The 23,760-nt window shown below is 73.1% G+C and carries 23 protein-coding genes; 11 read left to right on the top strand and 12 right to left on the bottom strand.

From position 1 onward, the window contains the following. The first annotated feature begins 1 nt into the window (after window position 1). Complete coding sequence (locus ISP_RS27535) at window positions 2-439, top strand: MarR family winged helix-turn-helix transcriptional regulator (protein WP_014467233.1); 438 nt, start codon at window positions 2-4, stop codon at window positions 437-439. On the opposite strand, the gene ISP_RS27530 is transcribed toward ISP_RS27535, so the two are convergent. Both ISP_RS27530 and ISP_RS27525 read right to left on the bottom strand, forming a co-directional pair. After that, window positions 436-837, bottom strand: a complete 402-nt coding sequence (locus ISP_RS27530) for a DUF1304 domain-containing protein (RefSeq protein ID WP_013227113.1) — start codon at window positions 835-837, stop codon at window positions 436-438. The genes ISP_RS27535 and ISP_RS27530 overlap by 4 nt on opposite strands. Beyond that, complete coding sequence (locus tag ISP_RS27525) at window positions 834-1,247, bottom strand: cupin domain-containing protein (RefSeq protein ID WP_014467232.1); 414 nt, start codon at window positions 1,245-1,247, stop codon at window positions 834-836. Before ISP_RS27525 ends, ISP_RS27530 begins: the two co-directional genes overlap by 4 nt. Before the next feature lie 87 nt (window positions 1,248-1,334). Between ISP_RS27525 and ISP_RS27520 the strand changes: the two genes are divergently transcribed. Further along, window positions 1,335-2,357: a response regulator transcription factor gene (locus ISP_RS27520; protein WP_013227111.1), complete on the top strand. Its 1,023-nt coding sequence runs from the start codon at window positions 1,335-1,337 to the stop codon at window positions 2,355-2,357. Window positions 2,358-2,367: 10 nt separating this feature from the next. Here the strand turns inward: ISP_RS27520 and ISP_RS27515 are convergent, their stop codons facing one another. Continuing rightward, window positions 2,368-3,201 (bottom strand): alpha/beta fold hydrolase, encoded by an 834-nt coding sequence (locus ISP_RS27515; RefSeq protein ID WP_013227110.1) that lies wholly within the window; start codon window positions 3,199-3,201, stop codon window positions 2,368-2,370. Window positions 3,202-3,272: 71 nt separating this feature from the next. Between ISP_RS27515 and ISP_RS27510 the strand changes: the two genes are divergently transcribed. Next, a complete protein-coding gene (locus tag ISP_RS27510) occupies window positions 3,273-4,052 on the top strand; it encodes an enoyl-CoA hydratase/isomerase family protein (protein WP_034284474.1) in 780 nt (259 codons plus the stop codon). Here the strand turns inward: ISP_RS27510 and ISP_RS27505 are convergent. The 3 genes from ISP_RS27505 to ISP_RS27495 all read right to left on the bottom strand — a co-directional run bounded on the left by ISP_RS27505 (window position 4,039) and on the right by ISP_RS27495 (window position 6,778). Next, window positions 4,039-4,617, bottom strand: a complete 579-nt coding sequence (locus tag ISP_RS27505; RefSeq protein WP_013227108.1) for a DEAD/DEAH box helicase family protein — start codon at window positions 4,615-4,617, stop codon at window positions 4,039-4,041. The two genes, ISP_RS27510 and ISP_RS27505, sit on opposite strands and share 14 nt — an antisense overlap. 95 nt (window positions 4,618-4,712) lie before the next feature. Further along, window positions 4,713-5,540 carry a LysM peptidoglycan-binding domain-containing protein gene (locus ISP_RS27500; RefSeq protein ID WP_013227107.1) on the bottom strand — a complete coding sequence of 276 codons (828 nt, stop codon included), beginning with the start codon at window positions 5,538-5,540 and terminating at the stop codon, window positions 4,713-4,715. A gap of 362 nt (window positions 5,541-5,902) precedes the next feature. Beyond that, window positions 5,903-6,778 (bottom strand): peptidylprolyl isomerase, encoded by an 876-nt coding sequence (locus ISP_RS27495; RefSeq protein WP_013227106.1) that lies wholly within the window; start codon window positions 6,776-6,778, stop codon window positions 5,903-5,905. A 148-nt stretch (window positions 6,779-6,926) separates the two neighbouring features. Between ISP_RS27495 and ISP_RS27490 the strand changes: the two genes are divergently transcribed. Beyond that, entirely contained in the window at window positions 6,927-7,499 is a 573-nt protein-coding gene (locus ISP_RS27490; RefSeq protein WP_013227105.1) for an MBL fold metallo-hydrolase, read from the top strand. After that, entirely contained in the window at window positions 7,496-8,125 is a 630-nt protein-coding gene (locus tag ISP_RS27485) for a hypothetical protein (RefSeq protein ID WP_013227104.1), read from the top strand. The genes ISP_RS27490 and ISP_RS27485 overlap by 4 nt, the downstream gene beginning before the upstream one ends. Before the next feature lies 1 nt (window position 8,126). Here ISP_RS27485 and ISP_RS27480 read toward each other — a convergent pair whose 3' ends face one another. Together ISP_RS27480 and ISP_RS27475 are read right to left on the bottom strand one after the other, a co-directional pair. Then, the gene (locus ISP_RS27480) at window positions 8,127-9,812 is read right to left on the bottom strand and encodes a YibE/F family protein (protein ID WP_013227103.1); all 1,686 of its coding nucleotides are present in this window, start codon (window positions 9,810-9,812) and stop codon (window positions 8,127-8,129) included. A 171-nt stretch (window positions 9,813-9,983) separates the two neighbouring features. Next, a complete protein-coding gene (locus tag ISP_RS27475; protein WP_013227102.1) occupies window positions 9,984-10,961 on the bottom strand; it encodes a GlxA family transcriptional regulator in 978 nt (325 codons plus the stop codon). A 99-nt stretch (window positions 10,962-11,060) separates the two neighbouring features. Between ISP_RS27475 and ISP_RS27470 the strand changes: the two genes are divergently transcribed. The 4 genes from ISP_RS27470 to ISP_RS27455 all read left to right on the top strand — a co-directional run bounded on the left by ISP_RS27470 (window position 11,061) and on the right by ISP_RS27455 (window position 15,922). Further along, the gene (locus tag ISP_RS27470; RefSeq protein ID WP_176742079.1) at window positions 11,061-11,780 is read left to right on the top strand and encodes a DJ-1/PfpI family protein; all 720 of its coding nucleotides are present in this window, start codon (window positions 11,061-11,063) and stop codon (window positions 11,778-11,780) included. Between the two features lie 105 nt (window positions 11,781-11,885). Further along, on the top strand, window positions 11,886-14,840 hold the full coding sequence (locus ISP_RS27465) for an AfsR/SARP family transcriptional regulator (RefSeq protein WP_013227100.1): 2,955 nt from the start codon (window positions 11,886-11,888) through the stop codon (window positions 14,838-14,840). Window positions 14,841-14,941: 101 nt separating this feature from the next. Continuing rightward, window positions 14,942-15,451, top strand: coding sequence for a hypothetical protein (locus ISP_RS27460; protein WP_013227099.1), 510 nt, complete (start codon window positions 14,942-14,944; stop codon window positions 15,449-15,451). 90 nt (window positions 15,452-15,541) lie between these two features. Beyond that, window positions 15,542-15,922 carry an SPW repeat protein gene (locus ISP_RS27455; protein WP_013227098.1) on the top strand — a complete coding sequence of 127 codons (381 nt, stop codon included), beginning with the start codon at window positions 15,542-15,544 and terminating at the stop codon, window positions 15,920-15,922. On the opposite strand, the gene ISP_RS27450 is transcribed toward ISP_RS27455, so the two are convergent. From ISP_RS27450 to ISP_RS27435, 4 genes are all read right to left on the bottom strand, one after another. Beyond that, a complete protein-coding gene (locus tag ISP_RS27450; RefSeq protein WP_013227097.1) occupies window positions 15,912-16,979 on the bottom strand; it encodes a DNA polymerase ligase N-terminal domain-containing protein in 1,068 nt (355 codons plus the stop codon). The genes ISP_RS27455 and ISP_RS27450 overlap by 11 nt on opposite strands. Before the next feature lie 55 nt (window positions 16,980-17,034). Then, window positions 17,035-19,047: an ABC transporter ATP-binding protein gene (locus ISP_RS27445; protein WP_013227096.1), complete on the bottom strand. Its 2,013-nt coding sequence runs from the start codon at window positions 19,045-19,047 to the stop codon at window positions 17,035-17,037. A 73-nt stretch (window positions 19,048-19,120) separates the two neighbouring features. Beyond that, window positions 19,121-20,854, bottom strand: coding sequence for an ABC transporter ATP-binding protein (locus ISP_RS27440; RefSeq protein WP_013227095.1), 1,734 nt, complete (start codon window positions 20,852-20,854; stop codon window positions 19,121-19,123). Beyond that, window positions 20,848-21,510 (bottom strand): TetR/AcrR family transcriptional regulator, encoded by a 663-nt coding sequence (locus ISP_RS27435; RefSeq protein WP_013227094.1) that lies wholly within the window; start codon window positions 21,508-21,510, stop codon window positions 20,848-20,850. The genes ISP_RS27440 and ISP_RS27435 overlap by 7 nt, the downstream gene beginning before the upstream one ends. 343 nt (window positions 21,511-21,853) lie before the next feature. Here ISP_RS27435 and ISP_RS27430 point away from each other — a divergent pair, with 343 nt between their 5' ends. Together ISP_RS27430 and ISP_RS27425 are read left to right on the top strand one after the other, a co-directional pair. Further along, window positions 21,854-23,170: an ATP-binding protein gene (locus ISP_RS27430; RefSeq protein ID WP_013227093.1), complete on the top strand. Its 1,317-nt coding sequence runs from the start codon at window positions 21,854-21,856 to the stop codon at window positions 23,168-23,170. Then, window positions 23,167-23,604, top strand: coding sequence for a roadblock/LC7 domain-containing protein (locus tag ISP_RS27425; RefSeq protein WP_013227092.1), 438 nt, complete (start codon window positions 23,167-23,169; stop codon window positions 23,602-23,604). The genes ISP_RS27430 and ISP_RS27425 overlap by 4 nt, the downstream gene beginning before the upstream one ends. Window positions 23,605-23,760 lie beyond the last annotated feature (156 nt).

The raw sequence follows: 23,760 nt of genomic DNA, 5'->3' as shown, positions 1-23,760 counted from the left end.
GATGGCGGACATGAGCCCCGAGGACTGGGCGTTCTGGGACACCTGGATGCGCGCGCAGCGGCTGCTCGTCCGCGAGCTCGACCGCGGCCTGCAGCGCGACTGCGGCATCTCGAAGGCCGAGTTCAGCGTGCTGGTGACGCTGCGGCGCCCGATGCGCGTCGGCGAGCTCGCCGACGCACTCGACTGGGAGAAGAGCCGGGTCGCGCACCTGTTGACGCGCATGGAGAAGCGCGGCCTGGTCGCGCGGACCGAGGACGGCGCCGGCGGCAGGCGCACCGGGATCGAGCTCACCGGGGAAGGCCGCCGCCTGGCCGGTAGCGCCACCCGGGTGCACGGCGCCAACATCCGCCACCACGTCCTCGACCGGCTCACCCCCGGCCAGGCGGCGGCCATCCGGTCCTGGAGCGAGCAGCTGATCGAGCGCATCGAGCCGGCCTAGAAGAGAGCGGCGATCAGCGCGCCCAGCGGGGGAAGCGCCTGGGCCAGCGCGCCACCGCGGCCCGCGCCGCGGGGACGGCTGAGCGCGAGCACGTCCGACACGCCGAGGGCGATCCCGGCCAGCAGCATGAACCCGCAGCAGTAGAGCACCAGCCACCGGCCGGCCTCGGCGTGCCCGGTGTGCAGCAGGAGCAGCCCGAGCACCGGGCCGGCGGCGAGGAACAGGTTGTAGCAGCCGACGTTGAACGACCACAGCCGGGTGGCGGGCAAGTTCGCCGACGGGATTTTGAAGATGCCCTCATGCACGCCCGGCCGCTCGAACAGCAGCACCTCCCAGGTGAACGCCAGCAGGTGGACCAGCACCGCCACCCCGGCGCAGACCTGCGCGACGGCGTTCACGGCACGAGCCCGATGCCGTGGTGCCCGGCGATCTCCGGGATCCGGTCCGGCGTCGCCCGGTCGACGGCGCGGAAGAACCGGCCCAGGCCGTCGGTCAGGCACAGCGCGAGGAACTGCGCCGACGGCGTGTGCACCGTGAAGGTGTTGACCGCGCCCGCAGGGATGCTGATCGACGCGCCGGGGCCGAGGTCGTGGAGTTCACCGTCGACGTAGACCGTGATGCGCCCGTGCAGCACGTAGAAGCTCTTCGCCCAGGGCTCGGTGTGCGGCGGGACGGACGGCCCGCGCGGCGCGTCGACCTCGAACACCTCGTACGCGCCGCCGGTGTGCTCCGCGCCGACCTTGACGGTGATCCGCGCGTCGGGGGAGCCGAGTTCCGGGCCTTCGCCCGGGGCACTGAAGTGGGTCATGACGTCGACGTTAGGAACGCCGGCCACGGGGGACCATCCCGGAAAGGTGGGATACCCGCGCCCGCGCGGGCGGCGCATACTGCGTCCATGTGGGACGGCCGGGCGCAGCGGGTGCGGCGCGACGTCGCCGCGCTCGCGACGGCGGGCCTCGGCGTCACCGAACTGCACGCCGCCGCCATCGAGCTGGTCGACCGCGTGGTGCCTGCCGAGCTGACGTGCTGGGCGTCGCTCGATCCGGACACCGCGGTGATCAGCTCGATGACCAGCGGCCGGGCCCGCATCCCCGGCGAGTACGAGCCGCTGCTGGCGACCTACGAGTACGACGGCGCCCAGCCCCACACCTTCGCCGAGCTGGCGCGGCGGCCGGTGCCGGTGGCGCGCCTGTCCGACCTGCCCCGGCGGGCCGCCGAGCGCAGCGGCCGGCTCACCGAGGTCTGGCGGCCGCTGGGACTCGGCCACGAACTGCGCGTCGTGTTCCGGGTCGGCGGCACGTCGTGGGGCGCGGCCGGGCTGGTGCGGCGCGGCGAGTTCGGCGACCGCGAGGTCGAGTTCCTGACGTCGGTCGCGCCGGCGCTGGCGGCGGCGACGCGGGTGGCCGCGCGCACCCGCGTGGCGGGGGAGCGGGCGGAGCAGGCGATCGTGGTGGTCGGCCCGGACGGCAGGCAGCGGGCAGCCACCGCGGCGGCCGCGGCGTGGCGCGCCGAGCTCGACGAGCTCGCCCCGGGCCGGTTCGCCGTCCTGCTGCGCGCGGTGGTGACCGGGGCCCGCGCGGCGACGGCGGGGACGTTCCGCGCCCGCGTCCGCGACGCCCGCGGCGGCTGGATCGTGGTGCGCGCCGGCCGGTTGCTGGCGGACGAGGACGACGGCGAGACGGTCGTGACGTTCGACCGTGCTTCGGGTGCCGAACTGCTGGATGTGCTGCTCGCCGCCTACGGCCTGACCACGCGGGAGCGCGACGTCTGCCGCGAGGTGCTGGCCGGACTGTCCACAACGGACATCGCGGCCCGGCTGGCGATCTCGGCGCACACGGTGCAGGACCACCTGAAGTCGGTGTTCGGCAAGGTCGGTGTCCGCAGCCGCGGGGAACTGACCGCGAAGCTGATGTCCTGACGATCCTCGGCTAAAGGAATTTCCGCAGCAGGGCGTTGACCTCGTCCGGCCGTTCCATCGACGGCAGGTGCCCGGTGTCGGCCAGTTCGACGAATTCCGCGTGGGGCAACGATTCCGCGAGGTGCGCCGACAGCTCCACCAGCCCCGGCGCGTCCGACGTCCCGATCACCACGAGCGCGGGCTGGGTGATCTCGGCGAGCCGGTGCCGGGTGTCCGGGATCCGCTCCGTCCACTGTGGAGCGGTCCAGTCGTGCCGGTAGACCTGTTCGCACATTTCCCGGACCAGCGCGACCATTTCGCCCGGCAGCACGGAGACCCTACGCGCCGGTCCGGCGACCAGGTACCGGATGTTGGCCTCCGCCACCGCTCGGACGTCCGCCGGGTCGACCTCCCCTTCGCCGGCCTGGTAGCGGGCGAACCGGTCTGCGGGGACGGCCTCGGCGGTCAGCCGCGCGATGTCGGCCAGCATGTGGTCCGGCCAGGTGTGCCCGGTGAGCCCCGAGCCGAGCAGCACCAGCCGGGTGATCCGCTCCGGCGCGGCGAGGGCGGCGTCCAGCGCGCACGCCCCGCCCATCGACGCCCCGACCAGCGCGGCCTGCTCGATCCCCCGGGCATCGAGCAGGGCCAGCAGGTCCTCGTAGTGGGCGTGTTCACCGGTTTCGCCGCGGGTCTCCCCGAACCCGCGGCGGTCGTAGCGGATCACCCGGTGGGTGGCGGCGAGCTCGGTGAACTGCGCGTCCCACATCCGGCGATCGCCGATCGCGGTGTGCAGCAGCACGACAGCGGGCCCCTCTCCTGCTTCGTCGTAGCCGAACGCCGTCCCGCCCACCTCGATCGCCGCCATGGCCCCAAACTAGCCACCGACCGCGTCACACACCGCCGGTTTCGCTGAGGGCGAGAGTTAAAGTGCGGCTCATGACCGACGGATTCGACCTGGCGCGCGACGGCGAAGTCGCCCGCCTGACGCTGACCCGGCCGGAGAAGATGAACGCCATCACCTACGGCATGTGGTCGGCGATCCCGGACGTCGTGGCCGAGGTGGAGGCCGATCCGGCGCTGAAGGTGCTGGTGATCGCCGGTGCGGGCGAGCACTTCTCCGCGGGCGCCGACATCAGCGAGTTCCGGGAGCTGCGCACCACGGCGGACGGCGCGGCGAGCTACGACAAGGCCGTCGAAGGCGCGGTGGCCGCCCTCACCGCGATGCGCAAGCCGTCGGTCGCGATGGTCCGGGGCAACTGCATCGGCGGCGGCTGCCAGGTCTCGGTCGCCTGCGACTTCCGGTTCGCCGCCGAGGGCGCGCGGTTCGGCATCACCCCGGCGAAGCTCGGCATCGTCTACCACTTCGAGTCGACGCGTCAGCTCGTCTCGCTCGTCGGCCCGGCCCACGCCAAGTACTTCCTCCTGTCCGGCGAGCTGATCACCGCCGTCCGCGCCCGCGAGATCGGCCTGCTCAACGACGTGTTCCCGGCCGACGACCTGGAAAGCTCGACGCTGGCGTTCGCGGAGACGTTGTGCGCGCGGTCCCAGGCGTCGATCCGCGGGATGAACCGGATCATCGAAAAGATCGTCGCCGGACAGGAAACCCCGGACGCCGAGGTCGAGGAGATCCGCTCGGAAGCCCTGCACGGCGAGGACTACGCCGAGGGCGTCGCCGCGTTCCTCGAGCGGCGGCCGCCGCGGTTCACCTTTCGCTGACCTCGAAGTCCAGGTAGGCGTGGAAGTGCTCGGCGACGACGTCGGTAACGCCGGCGGGGTCGAGCTTGCCGTCGATCTCGATGACGCGGATGCCGAGGTCCCGCGCCGCCCGCACGGCGTGGGCGGCGAGCATCCGGTCGCGCGTCAGCCGGGTGCGCTGCTCCGGGATCGCGGGTCCGTCCGGGCGGTGCCGGAGCTGGTGCTGGCGGAACAGCTCGGTCGGCACCAGCACCACCATGCGGCCGGGCGAGTCCACGAGCGGGGCGACGAGCTCCGGCCGCAGCCCCCGCCCTTCGGCGAGGATAGGCCGGGGCGAGGTCAGCGCGCGCAGGTCGTCGACGGCGCAGCGGAAGCGGTTCCCGAACTCGGCCATCATCACGGTCAGCTGGTCGCCGACCGGCAGGTCGTCCGGCAGCGGGTTGCCGGGCCGGGCCCGGTCGTCGTGGTGGTAGGTCGTCAGGCCGTGCCGCTCGGCCAGCAGCCGCGCGACGGTGGACTTCCCGGTCCACGGAGCGCCGCCGATCCACAGCGCCTGGTGCAGGGTGCCGAACGGATCCCAGGTCATGAGACGACTATCGCGGGCCCGGCGGTTCGATGGCCAGTGTTCCGGCACCGGTTGATCCGTTCAGCGCAGAGTGATTCGGCAGGCACCCCCCGGCGTCAGGGCCGGTCGCTTTCGCCGTCGACCACGAGCACGGTGGCGGAGTCCGCGAAGTCCGGCTGCGGGCCGATCCGGAAGTGGAACCGCGAGCCGGGCCGGACCGCGGCGATCACCTGCGTTTCGGCCGTGTCGAGCACGATGATCGCGAGCTCGGTGGTCTTCGGCTCCGGGCGCAGCACGACGTCCGGGCGCGGCTCGGGGACGACGATCGGGAGCGGCAGGGTGCCGCTGACGGAGCCGCTGCCGAAGTCGTCCTCTTCGCGCGCGGGCGGTTCGAACGGGGCCGGCGGGAGCAGCTGCGGGCGGCGCCGCCACCAGAGCCCGGCGAGCAGGCCGGTCAGCAGGCCGCCGGTGCCGCTGACGGCCGAAGCCAGGCCGACGCCGAGACCGGACGTCTCCTCGACCGGCGCGGGCTGGGCCACGGGAGCGGGCTTGGCCACCGGAGCGACGGGTGCCGGGGCCGGCAGCGGACCGAACTGCACGCCCGGCTTCTGGACGGCGTCGTCGGGCAGCTGGAGCACCTGACCGGGCTCGATCGCCGCGGGATCGGTGAACGGCGTGCCGTCCGGCCGCAGCCGGCCCTGGTTGAGCTGGAAGATCTCGGGGAAGCGGCGCCCGTCGCCGAGCGCGCGTTCGGCGATCTTGAACAGCGTGATGTCCGCGGGGTTGTCGGCGTGCGGCACGACGAAGTACTTGACCGGCGCCGGCGGGTCGGCTTGCGCGAGCGCGGGACCGCCGGCGAGCACGGCGAAGAGGACACCGGCGCAGCCGGCCTGACCGGCCCGCCCGAGGACGCGGCGAACCGCGGGAACCCGGTTTTCGACCATCGTCTCGGCACCTCTCCCCGGCGACCCGGCGGGCCTCCGGTGTTGCCTCCTTACACGGGGCGGGTGCGGACGCGGTTCAGATCTTGTCCCACGGCACGGTCTCGTAGGCTTCGGCGAGCAGGGGCCACGGCGGGGTCGGCGGGCGGCAGCACGAGGTTGTCGACGGACGCGACCACGCGCCCGGGCGTCTTCGGAGTTCGTCACGAACACGGCGTCGAAATCGCCGAGGTCGGCGGGAACGCGAGCCCGCGGACCCGCCCGTTCCGGACCTGCATCGCGGTGAAGTGGCCGTAGGAGACCATTCCCGCGAGTGCGGCGTCCGGGACGGGCGGATCCCCGTTCGGCTCGAACCGGGGCTGGAACTACTGGACGGTGACGCCCGTGAACTTGACCTGCTTGGTCGGCGCTCCGGTGCCGTCCTGCGGGTTCGGGTTCGCGATGCCGGCCTTCGCCACCGCGTCGAGCACCTTCAGGCCCTCGTCGCTGATGCTGCCGAACACCGAGTAGTCCGCCGGGAGGCCGTCGGCGCTGCCGTAGACCATGAAGAACTGGCTGCCGCCGGAGTTCGGGGCCTGCGTCTTCGCCATGGCGAGGATGCCGCGGCCGTACTTGATCTCCGGGAACGCCTCGTCCGGCATCGTGTAGCCCGGGCCGCCCTGGCCGTCCTGGGTCGGGTCGCCGGTGGCCGACGGGTCACCGCACTGCAGCATCTGCAGGCCTTCGGTGCCGAGCCGGTGGCACATGGTGTCGTTGTAGAAGTTCTGCTTGGCGAGGCTGATGAAGCTCTGCACCGCGCAGGGGGCGAGCGCCCGGTCGAGCGTCAGCGGGATGTCGCCCGCGGTGCTCTTCAGCGTCACGTTCACCGTGCCGGTCGACGGGACGTTCTTGCCGTCCGGCGCGTTCACCTTCTTCGGCGCCTTGCCCGTCGCGTCGGCCTTGAAGTCGCACGTCGTCGGGTTCGGCAACGGCGTCGCCCGCTTCGGCAGCGCGGTGCGCTGCGTCGGGATCTGGAGGTCGGTCGGCGGCGGAGCGGCCGAGGACGACGGCGCCGCGGCGTTGGTGCCGGTGCCGCTGTTCGCGCTCACGATCCACACCACGACACCGGCGACGACGAGGACGGCCACGCCGACTACACCAGCCCCGATCATCCGGCGTCGCTTCTGCTGCTCCAATCGGCGCTCGAGCTGCCGCTCGAGTTTGCGCTTCGCAGCTTCGCGGCGCTGCTGGTTGGTCGCCACCCCGTACCCTCCAGGTTTCCGCTCGTCTCACACGTTTGAGGTAGCGGCAGTGTATGGGCACAGCCTGTGAGGACCATGTACAGGGCCCGCTAGTCTCAACCCGATCGTGATCGGCGCCATCCGGCGCGGAAGTCCGGGGAGGCGTTCGGTGCTCGTCGTCGGGTTCGGCAGCGGCCCGCTGCAGGCCAACTGCTACCTGCTGGCGGCGGCCGCCGGCGGGCCGTGCGTGGTCGTGGATCCGGGCCAGGAGGTGGCCGCGCCGCTGGCCGCCGCGCTCGACGAGCACGGGCTGGTCCCGGCGGCCCTGCTGGCCACCCACGGGCACCCCGACCACGTCGCCTCGGCCGCCGCGCTGTCGGCCGAGCACGGCGTCCCGCTGCACCTGCACCCCGCCGACGCGCCGCTGTACGACGGCGACAGCGTGCCCCTTGCACCGGGCGCGTACGCGGGGCTGGAGGTCGACGTCCGGCCGGTGCCCGGCCACACCCCGGGATCGGTGGTGCTGGGCCTGGAGACGCCCGAGGGCGGCCGGCTCGCGCTGACCGGCGACACGCTGTTCGCCGGGTCGATCGGCCGCGGGGACGTGGCGGCGGCGCTGCGGGACCTGCTGGCGGCGTTCCCGGACGACACGGTGGTGCTGCCGGGCCACGGCCCGGCGACGACGATCGGCCGGGAACGCGCGGGCAACCCGTTCCTCGCCGGGACGGGGGCGCACGGATGACCGAGCGGATCGCGCTGTTCGAGGAGGACCCGCGCGGCCGCCGTCGCCGCGGCCTGTCGGGCCTGATCGGCGTGGTGATCGTCGCGGCGGCGTTCGGCGGGATCGCCGGCCTGATCGGCGGCACGCCGACCGGCCTGCTCGTCGCGCTGGTGATCGCCCTGCCGCTGCTGTACGTGATGGCGGTCAGCATCCGCCGCCGCGTCTGGCTGGAGGGTTCGACGCTGCTGGTGCGCACGTGGGGGCTGCGCCGTGTCGACTTGACGACCGCGACCCGCCTCGACCTCGTCGTCGGCGACGTCCGGGGCAGCCGCACGGTGAGCCTGCTCGTCAACGCCGGCCAGCGGGGCAAGGTGGCGAAGGTGGACCTCGCGGTGTTCTCCGGGACCGGCGGGCGCGAGCTGGGCATCCTGCAGCTGCGGAAGCTGGCGAACGCGCTGATGAACAACACCGAGGCGAACGGCCTCGTCTTCGGCGAGCTGCTGGTCGCCGAGCTGAAAGCGGAGGCCCGCGGCTCCGGCGTGGCGGAGCGCCCGCTCTACCGGCTGGCGTCGGTGGCGCCGTCGGGCAAGTACGTGCAGCGCTTCACGATGGAAGCCGTCAGCCGGTTCGTGGCGACGCTGGACTGAATCAGGCCACGGCCGCTTTCGCCGTGCTGAGGTGTCCGGCGGGCTCACGGGAGGCGATCAGCGCGGCCAGGACGGTGGTCACCGGGACGGCCGCGACGATGCCGACGCTGCCGGCGAGCGTCCGGATGATCTCCTGGGCGATTTCCTCGCTGCCGAGCAAGGCGCCGAGCCCGACGCCGGAAATCGACGAGTACAGCAGCACCGGCAGCGCGGCCCCGGCGTAGGCCATCACGAGGGTGTTGACCGCCGAGCCGACGTGGTCGCGGCCGATCCGCAGGCCGGAGCTGTAGAGCTCGCGCCAGGTCAGGTCCGGGTTGGCGCGGCGGAGCTCCCAGACCGCGCTGGTCTGGGTGACGGTGACGTCGTCGAGCACGCCGAGGGCGCCGATCACGACGCCGGCGAGCAGCAGCCCGCGCGCGTCGATGCCGTGGCCGAGCGAGCCGATGAGCGTCGACGTGCTGTCGTCGAGCCCGGTGAGCGAGGCCGCGGCGGAGAAGATCGCGGACAGGACGCCGATGAGCGCGAGGCTGACGAGGGTGCCGAGCACCGCGGCGGAGGTTCGCGCGGAGAGGCCGTGGGTCAGGTAGAGCGCGATGAACATGATCGCGCCGGCCCCGGCGATGGCCACGACCAGGGGGTTTTCCCCGGCGAGGATGGCCGGGAGGATGAACAGCGCGATGACGACGAAGGACAGCCCGAGCGCGACGAGCGCGGCGATGCCCTGCCACCGGCCGAGCACGAGCACGGCGACGGCGAAGAGGGCGGCCAGCACGAGCAGCGGGGTGCCGCGCTGGAAGTCGACCAGCTGGAAACTGGCGGGATCACCGGCGTTCCCGCCGTTGTAGGCGAGCACCACGGCGTCCCCGGTGGCGAAGCGCGGGGTGCTGGGCTCGATGGGCACGGTCAGCCGCAGCGGTTTCCCGGAGGCGGGGCCGTCGGTCATGGTGAGCTCGACGGTCAGGCAGGGTTTCGCGTTCGGGTCCGTCTGGTCACCGACCTGGACCTGGCCCTGGGCGAGGCAGGGGCCGGTGGCGGTGGTGCGGATGTCGGCGTGCACGGGCGTGCCCTGCGGGACGACGCTGGTGGGGGCGGCCTTGCTCCAGGGGTAGAGGACGATCATGCCGACGACGGTGGCGAGGGCGAGCGGGGCGAGCAGCCAGATCAGGAGCAGCCGCACGCGCCGGGAGGCCGGGGCGGCGGGTCCGTGGCCGTGTCCATGGCCGTGCCCGTGTCCGGTTTCGGGGGTGGCGACGACGGCTTTGCGCCGGGGCCGGGCGGCGGTCTCGGTGACCGGCTGCGGCCCGGTGTCCCCGCGGCGGGCGGCGGGGCGGTCGCTGTCGGCGGGGATCGGCTGCGGGCCGGTGTCCCCGCGACGCGTGCGCGGTGCGGCTGGGTCGGCCGGAACCGGCTGTGGCCCGGTGTCCCCGCGCCGGCGCGGGGTGGCGGCGCGGCCGGGCTCGGCCGGGATCCGCAGCGATCCGGAGTGGGCGGCGCGCTGGGGGCCGGTGTCGGCCCGGCGGCGGTCGGGCTCGCCCGTGCGGCGGGTGCCCTCGGCCGGGGCGCGGCGGGCGGGTTTCCGGGACGTACCCGGCGTTCCGGACGCTCCGTGGCCCGGCGAAAGGGACACCTCGTCCGTGATCCGGCGGATCGGGCCGGTTTCGTCGTCGTCGAGGTCGGGGCGGTCCACCCGCACATCCTGACAGCGGGATTTCGCCGCGCCCGCAACGGGTCGCCGCGCCGCCCGGTTCCTCCCGCCTTCGCCGTGTCGTCCATTCATGTACGCGTGTCGTCCGGTACGGCAACGGACGACACGCGTACTCAGGTGGACGACACGCGTACCCCGATGGACGACACGGGGTCAGCCGTAGGCCTGGCGGACGTGGACGCGGCGGTACGCCGACGGTGGTGTGTCGAAGTGGTCGAGGAAGGCCTGGCGCAGGGTCTCCGTCGAGCCGAAGCCGCAGCGGCGGGCGATCGTCGCCAGCGGGAGGTCCGTGCCCGAGAGCAGGCGGGCAGCGTGCTCCGTGCGGATCGTGCGGACGTAGCGGCCCGGGGTCGTGCCGAGGTGGGCGTCGAACAGGCGGGTGAGCTGGCGGGTGCTGATGCCCGCGCGGGCCGCCAGCGCCGGGGTGCCCAGGTCGGCGTCGAGGTGTTCGGCGATGTAGGCGGTGAGGTCGCGGACCTCGCGGTGCTCCGGCGGCGGCCCGGTCAGGAACAGGCTGACCTGGGCCTGGTTGCCCGGCCGCTGCAGGTACGTGACCAGCGCGCGGGCCGCCTCGCGGGCCAGCGACGGGCCGTGGTCGGCCTCCACCAGCGACAGGGTCAGGTCGAGCCCGCTCGTCACGCCCGCCGCCGTGTAGACGTTGCCGTGGCGGATGTACAGCGGCACCGGGTCCACCGTCACCGACGGGTAGTCCCGCGCCAGGCGCGCGGCGTAGCGCCAGTGCGTCGTCGCGCGGCGGCCGTTGAGCAGCCCGGCCGCCGCGAGCACCTCCGCGCCCGTGCACACCGACGCCACCCGGCGGCTGGTGCGGGCGAGCCGACGGACGTGGGCCAGGACGCGCTCGTCGGCCGCCGCGGCCGTGCTGCCCCAGCCGCCCGCGACGACCAGCGTGTCGAGGTCGCCGGCGACCTGGTCGAGCCGCAGGTGCGGCTGCAGCGTCAGGCCGGAGGCGGTGCGGATGCCGTGGCCGTCGACCGAGGCCAGCTGCAGCTCGTACGGCGGCCGCGCGCCGAGCCGGTTGGCGGCGTCGAACACGTCGGCGGGGCAGGCGATGTCCAGCAGCTCGGCGTCGGCGTAACCGACGATCGCGACCCGTCTGGGTGAGCCTGGCATGATCGGACGCTAGCAGCCGGGACCGGCGCTCGGACGTGGTTCGCAGGAATCCGGACATCCGTGCCGCCGCCCGCGCGCGGTTTCCCCAAGCTCGACGGTATGACCGATGAGCAGAAGACCGATGAGCGGAAGACCATCGCCTTCGTCGTGTACCCCGGCCTGACGCCACTGGACCTCGTGGGCCCGCTGCAGGTCCTGACTGCGTTGGGGCAGCTGGACCCGCGCTACCGGACCGTCGTCGTCGGCGCCACGAAGGACACCGTCGGCACCGACACCCCGCTGCGGATCGCCCCCAGCCACACGTTCGACGAGGTGCCGTCCCCCTTCGCCGTGCTGGTGCCCGGCGGCACCGTCCCGACGCTGCACGCGATGGCCGACGAGCGCCTCCTCGCCTGGCTGCGCACCGCGGCCGAAGGCGCCGAGCTCGTGACGTCGGTCTGCGCCGGCTCCCTCGTCCTCGGCGCGGCCGGGCTGCTGGACGGCAGGCAGGCGACGACGCACTGGATGTTCCGCGACCTGCTGACCGGGCTGGGCGCGACCCCGGTCGCCCGGCGGTGGGTCGAGGACGGCCCGGTGATCACCGCGGCGGGCGTGTCGGCCGGCATCGACCTGGCGCTGCACCTGGCGGAACGGCTGGCCGGGCGGCCGGTCGCGACGGCCATCCAGTTCGTCATCGAGTACGACCCCGAACCGCCGCAGGGTGCCCTGGACTGGGCGAACCAGCCCTACGGCGACCTGAAGCCGCTGCGGGAGCACACGTTGCGCGAAGGACTGGCGGCGAACCCGGCGCTGCTGGCGAAGCTGCTCGCCCACGCCTGAGGCGAACGTCTTCGGCCATCCGGGTGAGCGGGGTTCCGCCGGGGCTCCGGAAGGTTAGATTCAGCTCGCTCGATCAGGTGATCTCGCGGGTGGGGTGTTGTAGCCGTGCGGTTCCAGGTCCTCGGCCCGTTGACGGCCTCCGTCCCGCTGCCCTCGGCAGCCCAGCCGCGACGGCTGCTCGCCGTCCTCCTCGCCCGCGCCGGCCGGTTCGTCGGCCGGGACACCCTGGTCGACGAGCTGTGGCCGGACGGCGCGCCGTCGAGCGCCGCGGCGATCGTGCAGGTCACCGTGTCGAAACTGCGCAAGACGCTCTCACCCGGCCTCGGTGCCGCCGAGGCCGGGCAGCGGCTGCGGTCCGGCCCCCGGGGCTACGCGCTGGCCGTCGAGCCGGGGGAGCTGGACGCGGACGAGTTCCTGGCGCTGCTCGTCTCGGGTGCCGACGACCGGGCCCAGCGCCGCCGCGCGCTCGAACGGGCCCTGGCGTGCTGGCGGGGTGACGCGTTCGCCGACATCGCGGGCGGGCCGCTGCTGGAAGCGCACAAGCTGTGGCTGCAGGACCGGCGTTCGGCCGCGCTGCTGCAGCTGGTGGAGCTGGAGCTCGCCGACGGCGACGGCCGGTCCGTCGTCGAGCGGCTCGATCCGGTGGTCGCGGCCCGGCCCGCGGACGAGGTGCTCGCCGCCCGCCTCGCCGCCGCGCTCGGGGCCGTCGGCCGCCGCGAATCGGCGCTGGAGGTGCTTCGCCGGACCCGGCGGGCACTGTGGGACGAAGCGGGCGTGTGGCCGGGCGCCGACCTCGTCGCCGTGTACCGCCGGATCGCCGGTACCGAATGGACGACGCCGGGGCCGCCCGCCCAGCTCCCGCCCGCGGTGCCCGACTTCACCGGCCGCGTGGCCGAACTCGCCGACGTCGCCCGGGCGCTGCGGGGCCCGGCCCCGGTCGTGCTGCACGGCGCCGCCGGGGCGGGCAAGTCCGCGCTGGCGGTCCAGGCCGCCTGGCGAGCCCGCCGCCGGTTCCCCGACGGCCAGCTGACCGCCTCGCTGCGTGCCCCGGACGGGACACCGGCCGAACCGGCGGCCGTGCTGGCGGGCTTCCTGCGCCGGCTCGGCGCGACCCCGGCGGAACTGGCCGACCGCGCCGGGCTGGCCGGGCTCTGGCGCGGCTACACCGCCGACCGGCGGCTGCTGGTGCTGTTCGAGGACGCCGCGTCGGAGGCCCAGGTGCGTGCCCTGCTGCCGAGCGGGCCCGGCTGCGCCACCTTGGTCACCACGCGCCGCCGGCTGCCGGGCCTGTGCGGGGCGCGGGCGATCCCGGTGCCGTCACTGTCCACAGAGGACGCCTGGGCACTGCTGGCGGCGATCGCGGGCGAGGCGCGGCTGCGGGCGGAACCCGAAGCGGCGCAACGGCTTCTCGAGCACTGCGCCGGGCTCGCGCTCGCCGTCCGGATCGCCGGCGTCAAACTCGCGACGCGGCCGGACCGGCGCGTCGGCGACCTCGCGGCGCGGCTCGCCGACGACCGCCGCCGGCTCGACGAGCTGACCGCCGGCGACCTCGGCGTCCGCGCCGCGGTGACGTCGGCGCTGCGGGAGCGGTCCGCCGCCGACGTGGCGCTGCTGCGGCAGCTCGCCGCCTTCGGCGCCGCCGTCCCGGATTGGTGTGCCGCGGCCCTGCTCGACCGGTCCGTCGACGAAGCCCGTGACCGCCTCGACGACCTGGCCGCCGCGCACCTGGCCTGCCCGGCCGGGCCGCGGTGGGCGGTGGCCCCGTTCGTGCGCCTGGTGCTGGCCGAACGGCAGGCGGACACCGATCAGGCCGCGGTGCGCCGGGCGTGCGAGGTCGCGCTGGCCTACGCCGAGCACGCCCGTGGCCGTCCGGCACCCGGCCTGCCGAAGCCGGATCCGGCGATCGCCCGCCGGATCGCCGCCGACCCGGCGGCCTGGGCGGCCGAGGAGACCGGCCACCTCGCCGCCGCCGTCCGGCTGGCGGGCGCCCACGGCTGGCACGAGCTGACCGAACGGCTCGCCGACGCCTGCACCGCGCTGGCGGGCACCCCGTGGCTCGGCCACGCCGCCCACGCGGTGTCCGTGCTCGGGCTGGCCGCGGCCCGCCGCCGCCGCGACCCGCGCGCGGAGGCGGAGAAGCTCCACAACCTCGGCACGGTCCACTGGCAGCACGGTCACTGGCACCGGGCCCGGACCTACTTCGTCATGGCCGAGCAGCGCTACCGGGCCCTGGCCGACCCGCAGGGCACCGGCGCGGTGCTGGCCGCGCTCGCCGACGTCCACCTCGACGGCGGTGACCCGCGCGCCGCCGAGGCCGAGCTGCGGGAAGCACTGGGGCTGCTGCGCGAGTGCGGGGACCGCCGCGGGCAGGCGGCCGCGGCGGCGCAGCTGGGCTCGCTGGCCGAGGACGTCGGCGACGTGCGGCGCGCGGTCGAAAGCTTCGAGGTGAGCATGCTGCTGGCGCAGGACTGCGACGACGGCCGCGGGCACGACCACGCCGCCAAGCGCTACGCCGACGTCCTGCGCCGGCACGGCGGCCAGGCCCAGGCGGCCGACCTGCTCACCGGCGCGCTCGGCGGCGCCGTCCGCACCCGCGAACGGCACTGGGAGGCGCACGTCCTGCGCAGCCTCGGCGACCTGCACACCGACGCCGGGGAAGTGGCCGACGGACACGGCTTCCTGACCCGGTCGCTGGCACTGTTCGAGCAGATCGGGCACCGGCACGCCGCCGCTTACACCCACCGCAGCCTCGCCGAGGCCCGCCGCCGCGCGGGCGACCCGGCGGGCGCGCGACGGCACCTGCTGCTCGCGCTGGAGGTGTTCCGGGAGCTGCGCGACCGCCGCGGCGCCGGGTACGCCCTGCTCAGCCTGGGGCGGACGCAGGCCGAGGACGGTGCCGGCGGCGAAGCGGAGCGGCTGCTGCGCACCTCGGCCGGCCTGTTCCGGGAGCTCGGGTTCCCGCTGTGGGAACTGCGCGCGCTGCGCGATCTCAACGCCGTCACCAGCGCATCCCCGGACCGCGACCGGACTCGTGAAGTCTTGGCGAAGATCAGGACCTGAGCCCGGCCGCACCCGGCGCGCGTCCGCGGCGTTTGGCGAAGTTATGGCCGGCCCGATTTGGCTCACCGGCGTTCGGATCGTCACAGGCGAGGAGACAAGTCATGCCGGGACAACGGATGCTGGCGCGGGTGGCACTGGGACTGGCCGCCGCCGCGGCGACGGCGGTGTTCGCGACCATCGGCACCGCGTCGGCGAGCGTCGAGGTCACCAAGCTCACCCAGGCGCAGGCCGCGTCGCAGCTGTCCGCGGCCGGGGTGACGCACTCCTCGAGCGGCGGCTGCACCGACCGCAACAACTCGACGTGCACGTCGTATGAGCAGATCAACCAGAGCACGGTCAGCGGGGTCATCACCCTGAAGCGGGCCAGCGGCTGTGCCATCAACATCACCGGCGGCACCGAGACCGGGCACGCGTCCGGCACCTACAGCCACTGGAACGGCTACAAGGTGGACATCGCGCACAACAGCTGCATCGACGCCTACGTCAAGAACAGCTTCAGCTACGCGGGCGTGCGCGGCGACGGCTACCCGCAGTGGAAGGCGGCGTCCGGCAACCTCTACTGCGACGAGGGCAACCACTGGGACATCACGTACTACACCTGCGGTTGCTGACCGCGCCGGGGCCTGCCGGCACGAGGGCGGCGGGCAGGCCCCGGTTACCGCGTGCGACGGCCGGGTACCTCTCCGGGTGGAGGTGAGGAGATGACATCCCATCGCACCCCGGCCGCGCCGCGCCGCACGGCGGTGATCGGCGCGGCCGCCGGACTGGTCCTGCTGGCCGGGCTCTACCTGGTCATGGCGCCGTGGCTCACCGGCTTCGGTGGCGCGGGCGTCCTGGCGCTGAGCGACACCCTCGTCGGCCTGGTCCTCATCGCGCTGGCGATCGCGCGCACGGCCACCCGCAGGCTCGCACTGATCGGCTGGGTGGTCCCGGTCCTCGGCGCGTGGGCCGCCGTCTCGCCGTGGTTGCTCCGGCACGCCGGGGAAACCACGCCGTCGACCGGCGCGCTGATCGGCAACGTCGTCGCCGGCCTCGTGGTCGTCGTGGCCGGTGTCGCGCTGGTGCGCCGGGTCAGTTCCTGATCAGCAGCCAGTCGCCAGGGCCGCCACCCGGCTGGTACGGGCTGTCGGCCCGTTTCGCGACGACGCCGGGCAGGCCGTGCTGGCGGCTGGCGCCCGCGACGGCCTCGCCGCCGCCCAGGTAGTACCGCGGGACCTGCCAGTGCCGGTCCTCGATCGGCAAGCCGTCGAGCAGCTCCCGGCGCTTCGTGTACGGCAGCTCGAGCGTCGCCCGGCCCTCGAGGTGCAGGACGTCGGAAGCGAAGTAGAAGACCGGGCAGCTGGCCTTGAGCCGCTTGGCGGCGGCACCGTCGGCCCGGCGGCGCTCGTCGAGGCCGTCCGGGTCGGGCTTGCCGTCCTTGACCACGACGACTTCGCCGTCCAGCAGCACTTCCGTGGACCCGAGCTGCTCGCCCAGCTTGTGCAGCTCGGGATAGCGCGCCGTGACGTCGGCGCCGGTTTCGTCGTGCGCGGTGACGCGGCCGCCGCACACCAGCAGCATCGTGCGCAGGCCGCCCCAGGCGAATTCGTAGGCCCACTCGTCGTCGTCCGCGGGCAGCTCGCCCGGGACCGCCGTCATCGGCTCGACGAACTCGGGCGCGTCTTCGTGGCCGGGTTCGGCGGGGTCGAGGCGCCGCAGGGTCCAGTCGCGGTCGTCTTCGTCGTGCCGGTTGGTGAACAGGTACTTGCCGCGCGCGCGTTCGCCGTGGAAGACCACCTCGACCTTGTGGTCGTTCCAGTGCAGGGTTTCGTACTTCCCGGTGTCCCACACGGTCATCCGGCCGCCGCCGTACTCGCCCGCGGGGATCTCGCCGGAGAAGGTCAGGTACTCCATGGGGTGGTCTTCGGTGTGCACGGCGAGCCGCGGCACGCCGGGGGAGAGCGGCAGGCCCTTCGGCACCGCCCACGACACGAGCACCCCGTCGCGTTCCAGCCGGAAGTCCCAGTGCAGCCGGGTGGCGTGGTGCTCCTGGATGACGAAGAGGTCGTTGTCCCCGGGGGCGGGCGGGCCGTCCGGCCAGGGCTCGGAGGTGCGGTCGCGAGCGCGCTTGCCGCGGTATTCCTCGAGTTTGTCGGCCATGGCCGCCCCGGTACCCCTTCCGCTCGAAGAGCTTCCAGGGTACCGGGGCGACGGCTCAGTCGGTTTCCGCCATGGCTTCGGCGAACTGCGCCGCGTACAGCCGCGCGTAGGCACCCCCGCTGTGCAGCAGCGTTTCGTGATCGCCCTGCTCGACGATGCGGCCCTGCTCCATCACCAGGATCACGTCCGCGTCGCGGATCGTCGAGAGGCGGTGCGCGATGACGAAGCTCGTGCGCCCGCTGCGCAGCGAGTTCATCGCCCGCTGGATCAGCACCTCGGTGCGGGTGTCGACCGAGCTGGTCGCCTCGTCGAGGATGAGGATCACCGGCTTGGCCAGGAACGCCCGCGCCACCGTGATCAGCTGCTTCTCACCCGCGCTGACCGTGCCGCCCTCGTCGTCGAGCACCGTCTCGTAGCCGTCCGGCAGTGTCCGGACGAAGCGGTCCACGTACGTCGCCTGTGCCGCCTCGATGATCTCCTCACGGGTCGGGTCGTCCGCGCCGTAGGCGATGTTCTCCGCGATCGTGCCGCCGAACAGCCACGCGTCCTGCAGCACCATGCCGGTCTGGTCGCGCAGCTCTTCGCGGTTCATCTTCGCGATGTCGACGCCGTCGAGCGTGATGCGCCCGCTGTCGAGCTCGTAGAAACGCATCAGCAGGTTGACCAGCGTCGTCTTCCCCGCACCGGTCGGGCCGACGATCGCCACCGTCTGACCGGGTTCGACGGTCAGCGAGAGGTCTTCGATCAGCGGCTTCTCCGGCAGGTAGCGGAACGAGACGTCCTGGAACTCGACGCGCCCGCGGATCTCGGACGGCCGCTCCGGGTGCGCCGGCTCCGGGGCCTGCTCCTCGGCGTCGAGCAGCGCGAACACCCGCTCGGCCGACGCGACCCCGGACTGCAGCAGGTTCGCCATGCTGGCGATCTGCGTCACCGGCTGGCTGAACTGGCGCGAGTACTGGATGAACGCCTGCACCTCGCCCAGCGTCAGGTTGCCCGACGCGACGCGCAGCGCGCCGATCACCGCCACCAGCACGTAGCTCAGGTTGCCGATGAACATCATCGCCGGCTGGATCATCCCGGAGATGAACTGCGCCTTGAAGCTCGCCTGGTACAGCGTTTCGTTCTGCTTGTCGAAGATCGCCGCGGACTCGTCGCGGCGGCCGAACACCTTGACCAGCGAGTGCCCGGTGTACATCTCCTCGACGTGGGCGTTCAGCTTCCCGGTCGTCGACCACTGCTTGATGAAGTTCGGCTGCGCCCGCTTCCCGACCTTCGCCGCCACGACCGCCGACAGCGGGACCGTGAGCAGCGCGATCAGCGCCAGCAGCGGCGAGATCAGGAACATCATGATCAGCACGCCGAGCACCGTCAGCAGCGACGAGACGATCTGCGACAGCGTCTGCTGCAGCGACTGCGCCAGGTTGTCGATGTCGTTGGTGACGCGGGAAAGCACCTCGCCGCGCGGCTGGCGGTCGAAGTACTTCAGCGGCAGGCGGGCGAACTTGTCCTCGATCTCCTGGCGCAGCCGGTAGACCGCCTGCTGCACCAGGGTCGTCGTCAGCCGGGCCTGGACGAGCCCGAAGAACGACGAGATGACGAACAGCGCCAGCACGGTCAGCAGGATCTGGCCGACCTTGTCGAAGTCGATGCCGACGCCGGGCACGAGGTCGACCCGGCTGTAGATGTCGGCGAGCGTGCCGTCGCCGCGGGCCCGCAGCCCGGCGACGATCTGCTCCTTGGTGACCCCCGGCGGCACCTGCTTGCCGAGCACGCCGGCGAGGATGGCGTCGGTGGCCTGGCCGAGGATCTTCGGCCCGATCACGGTCAGCGTGACGCTGGCCGCGCCGAGCGCCAGGACGGCGATCAGGATGGCCCGCTGCGGTCGCAGCAGCTGCAGCAGCCGTTTGAGGGAACCCTTGAAGTCCAGGGCCTTTTCCGCCGGCGCGCCGCCGCTCATCCAGCGGGCCGCCGGTCCGCCGGCCGCGGCACCGGTGTTCTTGTGCCGTTGCGCGGTCGGCCGTTCCCCGGCGTCGGTGACGGCGGCTTCGGGCGATTCGGTGGTACTCACGCCGCCTCCTCGCTGGCGCTCGGCGGCGCCGCGAGCGGCACTGCTGTGTCTATTGCGGACCTCGCAGGCTCGGTCACGCGGCCTCCTGTTCGGTGAGCTGGGACAGCACGATCTCCCGGTAGGTTTCGTTGCCGTCCATGAGTTCGTGGTGGGTGCCGGTGCCGACGACGCGGCCCTCGTCGAGGACGATGATCCGGTCGGCGCCCCGGATCGTGCTGACCCGCTGGGCCACGATGACCACCGTCGCGTCCGCGGTTTCGGACACCAGTGCCCGGCGCAGGGCCGCGTCGGTCGCGTAGTCGAGCGCCGAGAACGAGTCGTCGAACAGGTAGATCTCCGGTTTGTGCACCAGCATCCGGGCGATCGCGAGCCGCTGCCGCTGGCCGCCCGAGACGTTCGTGCCGCCCTGGGCGATCGGCGCGTCGAGGCCACCGGCCATCGCTTCGACGAAGTCCTTGCCCTGGGCCACTTCCAGCGCGTGCCACAGCTCTTCGTCCGTCGCGTCCGGGTTGCCGTAGCGCAGGTTGCTCGCGACCGTCCCGCCGAACAGGTACGGCTTCTGCGGCACCAGCCCGACCGCGCGGGCGAGCACCGCCGGGTCGAGGTCGCGCACGTCGACGCCGTCGACCTTCACCGTGCCGCGGGTGGCGTCCATCAGCCGCGGGATCAGGTTCAGCAGCGTGGTCTTGCCCGTGCCGGTCGACCCGATCACGGCGGTGGTCTCGCCCGGCCGCCCGATCAGCGAAATGTCGCACAGCACCGGCTTTTCCGCGCCGGGGTAGCGGAACTCCACGCCGGAGAGCTCCAGGTGCCCGTGCACCGCGCCCGGGCGGATCGGCGACACCGGCGGGCGGACGCTCGACTCGGTGTCGAGCACCTCGCTGATCCGCTCGGCGCTGACCTCCGCGCGCGGCACCATCATGAACATGAACGTGGCCATCATGACGGCCATCAGGATCTGCAGCAGGTAGGACAGGAACGCCGTCATGGCGCCGATCTGCATGCTGCCGGAATCGATCCGCTGGCCGCCGAACCACAGCACGGCGACGCTGGACACGTTCATCACCAGCATCACGATCGGGAACATCAGCGCCATCAGCCGCCCGACCCGCAGCGACACGGTGAGCAGCTCGTCGTTCGCGACGTCGAAGCGCTGCCGTTCGTGCTTGTCCCGAACGAACGCGCGAATGACCCGGATGCCCATGATCTGCTCGCGCAGGATCTGGTTGATCCGGTCGATCCGGACCTGCATCAGCCGGAACGCGGGGCGCATCTTGGCGATGATGACCCCGACCGAAACCGCGAGCACGGGCACGATCACCAGCAGCAGCGAGGACAGCGGCACGTCGAGGTTGAGCGCCAGGATGATGCCGCCGACGCACATGATCGGCGCGGACACCATCAGCGTCAGCGTCATCAGGACCAGCATCTGGACCTGCTGGACGTCGTTGGTGGTGCGGGTGATCAGCGATGGCGTGCCGAACTGGCCGACCTCGCGGGCCGAGAAGTCCTGCACCCGGTGGAAGACGCCGGCGCGGATGTCCCGGCCGATCGCCATCGCCGTGCGGGCACCGAAGTACACCGCGCCGATCGAGCCGGCGATCTGGGCCACCGTGACGGCGAGCATCATCGCGCCGACCCGCAGGATGTAGGGCATGTCGCCCTTGATCAGGCCGTTGTCGACGATGTCGGCGTTCAGCGTCGGCAGGTAGAGCATGGCGATCGTCTGCACGAGCTGCAGCAGGACGATCACCCAGAGCGTGCCCCGGTACGGGCGCAGATGGCTGCGCAGGAGCTTGACTAGCACAACGATTCCCCCAGTGGAGTGGTGGTGTTCGGTTCGGGTTGCCGGGCAAGACCGCCGGTGAGGGTCGGCATCCCGGCGGCCAGCTCGTCCAGCAGCCGCTCCAGGGTCGGCAGGAGCGGTTCGCCTTCGGTGAACCAGTTGACGAAGGCGACGCGGACGGCGCTTTCCACCGAGGAGGCCATGAGCCGGCACAGCAGGTGGTCCACACCGCCCACCCGTTTCGCGATCGTTTCGGCGAGGACCCGCTCGACCGCCGCGTGGGCGTTGAGGAACTCACCACGCAGCATGAGCTGGCCCATCAGCTCCCGGATACGCGCAACATACGCGCGATCCGGCTCGCCATCACGTGAATATTGCTCCAGCACCGCCTGTTTGACGGACTCCCAGAGCGGCTCGCCCTCCGGCCGGTCGAGCAGGGCTTCGCGCATCCCCTCGTGGCGGTCGACGACCAGCGAGCAGACCGCCTGCTCCTTGCTGGAAAAGTAGTTGTTGAACGTGCGGGGGGAGACGCCCACCTCGGTGGCGATGTCCTCCACCCGGACGTTCTCCAGCCCCCGCTCCAGCGTGAGCCGCAGCGCGGCCTGCGCGAGCGCCCGGCGGGCTTCGCGCTTCTTGCGCTCCCGGAGGGTCAGCTTCGGTGGTTCTTCCGGCGGCATGAACGGAGTGTAGCGAAAAACTTGCGTGCCCCGCAAAAAACTGCGTGGCCCGCAAATTTGGGACGAATCGGGCACGACCTGGGATTTCGGGGTCAGGGCCCGCCTCAGCTGCGCGTTCGACGATCGTGTGCGCTCTGTTGCGACCCGCAATTTGCAAAATTGCACCGAATGGCCTAATTCGCTGCGCTCACCAGCGGCGACGCTCCGAATTCGTGATCACGCAGGGCGATCGCGCGGGGACCGGCTGTGGACATCCCACGAACCTTTCTGCTTGCATGTCCCGCGTCGCCGCCGCGTGGGCCGGCGCAGCATCCGCACCTCAGCACGGAAGAAGTGGGACCACATGGCGAGCCGGGCCCGGGAACTCCTGGATCGATCACGCGTCCTGCTGGACCGCTCGCGGGTCGCCGCCGCGCAGTTCCTCACCGCGCCGCCGAAGCACCCCGGGTACGCGCCGCCCGCGGCCGGGCCGGCGATCACCGAGCTGCCGCGGCCGGAGCCGGTGGCAGCGCCGTCCGGCGAAGGGGTGCTGGCCGAGATCTGCGCCAGCGTCGCCCTGCGTGATCTCAACCTGCTCGACCAGCTCCTCGCGCGGCTGGAGGAGCTGGAAGCGGGGGAGGAGGACCACCACCGCCTCGCCGAGCTCTACCAGCTCGACCACCTCGCCACGCGGTTGCGGCGCAACGCCGAGAACCTGCGGGTGCTCGCCGGGCAGGACACCGCCGACGACGCCGCCCGCGCGACCTCGGTGCTCGACCTCATGCGCGAGGCGATGTCGTCGATCAACCACTACGCCCGGATCACCATCGGCCGCGTGGTCAACCTCGGCGTCGTCGGCTTCGCCGCGGAAGACCTGGGCCGGGTGCTGGCCGAGCTGTTCGACAACGCCGCCAACCAGTCCTCGCCGAGTTCGCCGGTGCACGTCAGCGCGCACCTGACCGAGCAGGGGAGCGTGCTCGTCCGGATCGAGGACGAGGGCATCGGCATCCCGGCCGACCGCGTCGGGGACCTCAACGCGCGCCTGGCCGCGGGCGGCGACCTCGACGACGCCGCGGCGCGGCACATGGGGCTCGCCGTGGTCGCGCGCCTGGCCGCCCGGCACGGTGTCACCGTGCGGCTGGACCGGCGCAGCCCGCACGGAACGGTCGCTACCGTGCTGCTGCCCACCGGGGTTGTCACCGAGCTCGCCGAGCACGCGTGGTCGGGCACCCGGACCGTGTTCAGTTCGGGGGTTCGGGTGGCGGAGCCCCCGAAGCGGGGCGGAGCCCCGGATAGCACCGTCAGCGCCGAACCGGCCGAGGCCGGGGCCGGTCGCGAGCCGGCCACCGTCGGCGGGTTGCCGCGCCGCCGGGCCGGCACCTTCTCCCGGGAGACGCCGGAGCCGGTGGCACCGCGCAAGCCCAGCCCGCGGCCCCGCCCGATCGCCGCGGGGACCGTCGGCGGGACCACGGCGAACGGCCTGCCGCGCCGCGTGCCCGGCAGCATCCGCGGGGCCGCCCCGGAACCACCACCGCCGCCGCCACCCCCGCCCGGCGAGACCACCGCGACCGGGCACGAGCGGCTGCTCGCCGACCTCGGTGCGTTCGCCGACGGCGAGCAGGCGGCGCTCGCGGAGAACCGCACCCGGCAGGACGAGACGCCCGGAGGAACCGCCCGGTGAGCGCCCCCCACCCGGCCACGGCGAACTTCGCCTGGCTGCTCGACGACTTCGTGCGCAAGGTCCACGGCGTCAGCCACGCGCTCATCATGAGCGTGGACGGCTTCCCGCTCACCGCTTCGGACTCGGTCGGCGAGGCCGAGGCCGAACAGCTCGCCGCGATCGCCAGCGGCCTGCTCTCGCTGGCCGGCAACAGCGCGGCGCTGTTCGGGAAGGGCGCCTGCGAGCAGATCATCATCCGGCTGACCCACGGCTACTTCCTGTTCATGGGCATCGGGTCCGGTGCCGGGCTCGCGGTGCTGACCTCGGGCGAGGCGGACATGAAGGTGGTCGCCTACGAGATGACCCAGTTCATCACCAACGCCGGCCACGCGCTCACCCCCGAGGTGCGCGCGGAGCTGCGTCAGGTGCTGACCGCCCGCCGGCCCCGGATGTGACGCCCGTGCCTGACGAATCTTTTGGGGGTCCGGGTGGCGGAGCCCCCGGCCCGGGGCGGAGCCCCGGTTCGTCCCAGTCTTTCGGGGGTCCGGGTGGCGGAACCCCCGGCCCGGGGCGGAGCCCCGGTTCGTCCCAGTCTTCCTGGGGTCCGCGCG

Origin of the sequence: Amycolatopsis mediterranei, from assembly GCF_026017845.1 — a bacterium.
Classification (GTDB): Bacteria; Actinomycetota; Actinomycetes; order Mycobacteriales; family Pseudonocardiaceae; genus Amycolatopsis; species Amycolatopsis mediterranei.
The sequence above is the reverse complement of the archived record's forward strand: the minus strand, read 5'-3'. Positions and strand labels throughout refer to the sequence as shown.

What these genes read in the sequence shown, in the direction of transcription:
- ISP_RS27535 (WP_014467233.1), top strand. Translation starts at nt 2, where the DNA reads ATGGCGGACATGAGCCCCGAGGACTGGGCGTTCTGGGACACCTGGATG.
- ISP_RS27525 (WP_014467232.1), bottom strand. Translation starts at nt 1,247, where the DNA reads ATGACCCACTTCAGTGCCCCGGGCGAAGGCCCGGAACTCGGCTCCCCC.
- ISP_RS27520 (WP_013227111.1), top strand. Translation starts at nt 1,335, where the DNA reads ATGTGGGACGGCCGGGCGCAGCGGGTGCGGCGCGACGTCGCCGCGCTC.
- ISP_RS27515 (WP_013227110.1), bottom strand. Translation starts at nt 3,201, where the DNA reads ATGGCGGCGATCGAGGTGGGCGGGACGGCGTTCGGCTACGACGAAGCA.
- ISP_RS27510 (WP_034284474.1), top strand. Translation starts at nt 3,273, where the DNA reads ATGACCGACGGATTCGACCTGGCGCGCGACGGCGAAGTCGCCCGCCTG.
- ISP_RS27505 (WP_013227108.1), bottom strand. Translation starts at nt 4,617, where the DNA reads ATGACCTGGGATCCGTTCGGCACCCTGCACCAGGCGCTGTGGATCGGC.
- ISP_RS27500 (WP_013227107.1), bottom strand. Translation starts at nt 5,540, where the DNA reads ATGGTCGAAAACCGGGTTCCCGCGGTTCGCCGCGTCCTCGGGCGGGCC.
- ISP_RS27485 (WP_013227104.1), top strand. Translation starts at nt 7,496, where the DNA reads ATGACCGAGCGGATCGCGCTGTTCGAGGAGGACCCGCGCGGCCGCCGT.
- ISP_RS27475 (WP_013227102.1), bottom strand. Translation starts at nt 10,961, where the DNA reads ATGCCAGGCTCACCCAGACGGGTCGCGATCGTCGGTTACGCCGACGCC.
- ISP_RS27470 (WP_176742079.1), top strand. Translation starts at nt 11,061, where the DNA reads ATGACCGATGAGCAGAAGACCGATGAGCGGAAGACCATCGCCTTCGTC.
- ISP_RS27460 (WP_013227099.1), top strand. Translation starts at nt 14,942, where the DNA reads ATGCCGGGACAACGGATGCTGGCGCGGGTGGCACTGGGACTGGCCGCC.
- ISP_RS27455 (WP_013227098.1), top strand. Translation starts at nt 15,542, where the DNA reads ATGACATCCCATCGCACCCCGGCCGCGCCGCGCCGCACGGCGGTGATC.
- ISP_RS27450 (WP_013227097.1), bottom strand. Translation starts at nt 16,979, where the DNA reads ATGGCCGACAAACTCGAGGAATACCGCGGCAAGCGCGCTCGCGACCGC.
- ISP_RS27435 (WP_013227094.1), bottom strand. Translation starts at nt 21,510, where the DNA reads ATGCCGCCGGAAGAACCACCGAAGCTGACCCTCCGGGAGCGCAAGAAG.
- ISP_RS27430 (WP_013227093.1), top strand. Translation starts at nt 21,854, where the DNA reads ATGGCGAGCCGGGCCCGGGAACTCCTGGATCGATCACGCGTCCTGCTG.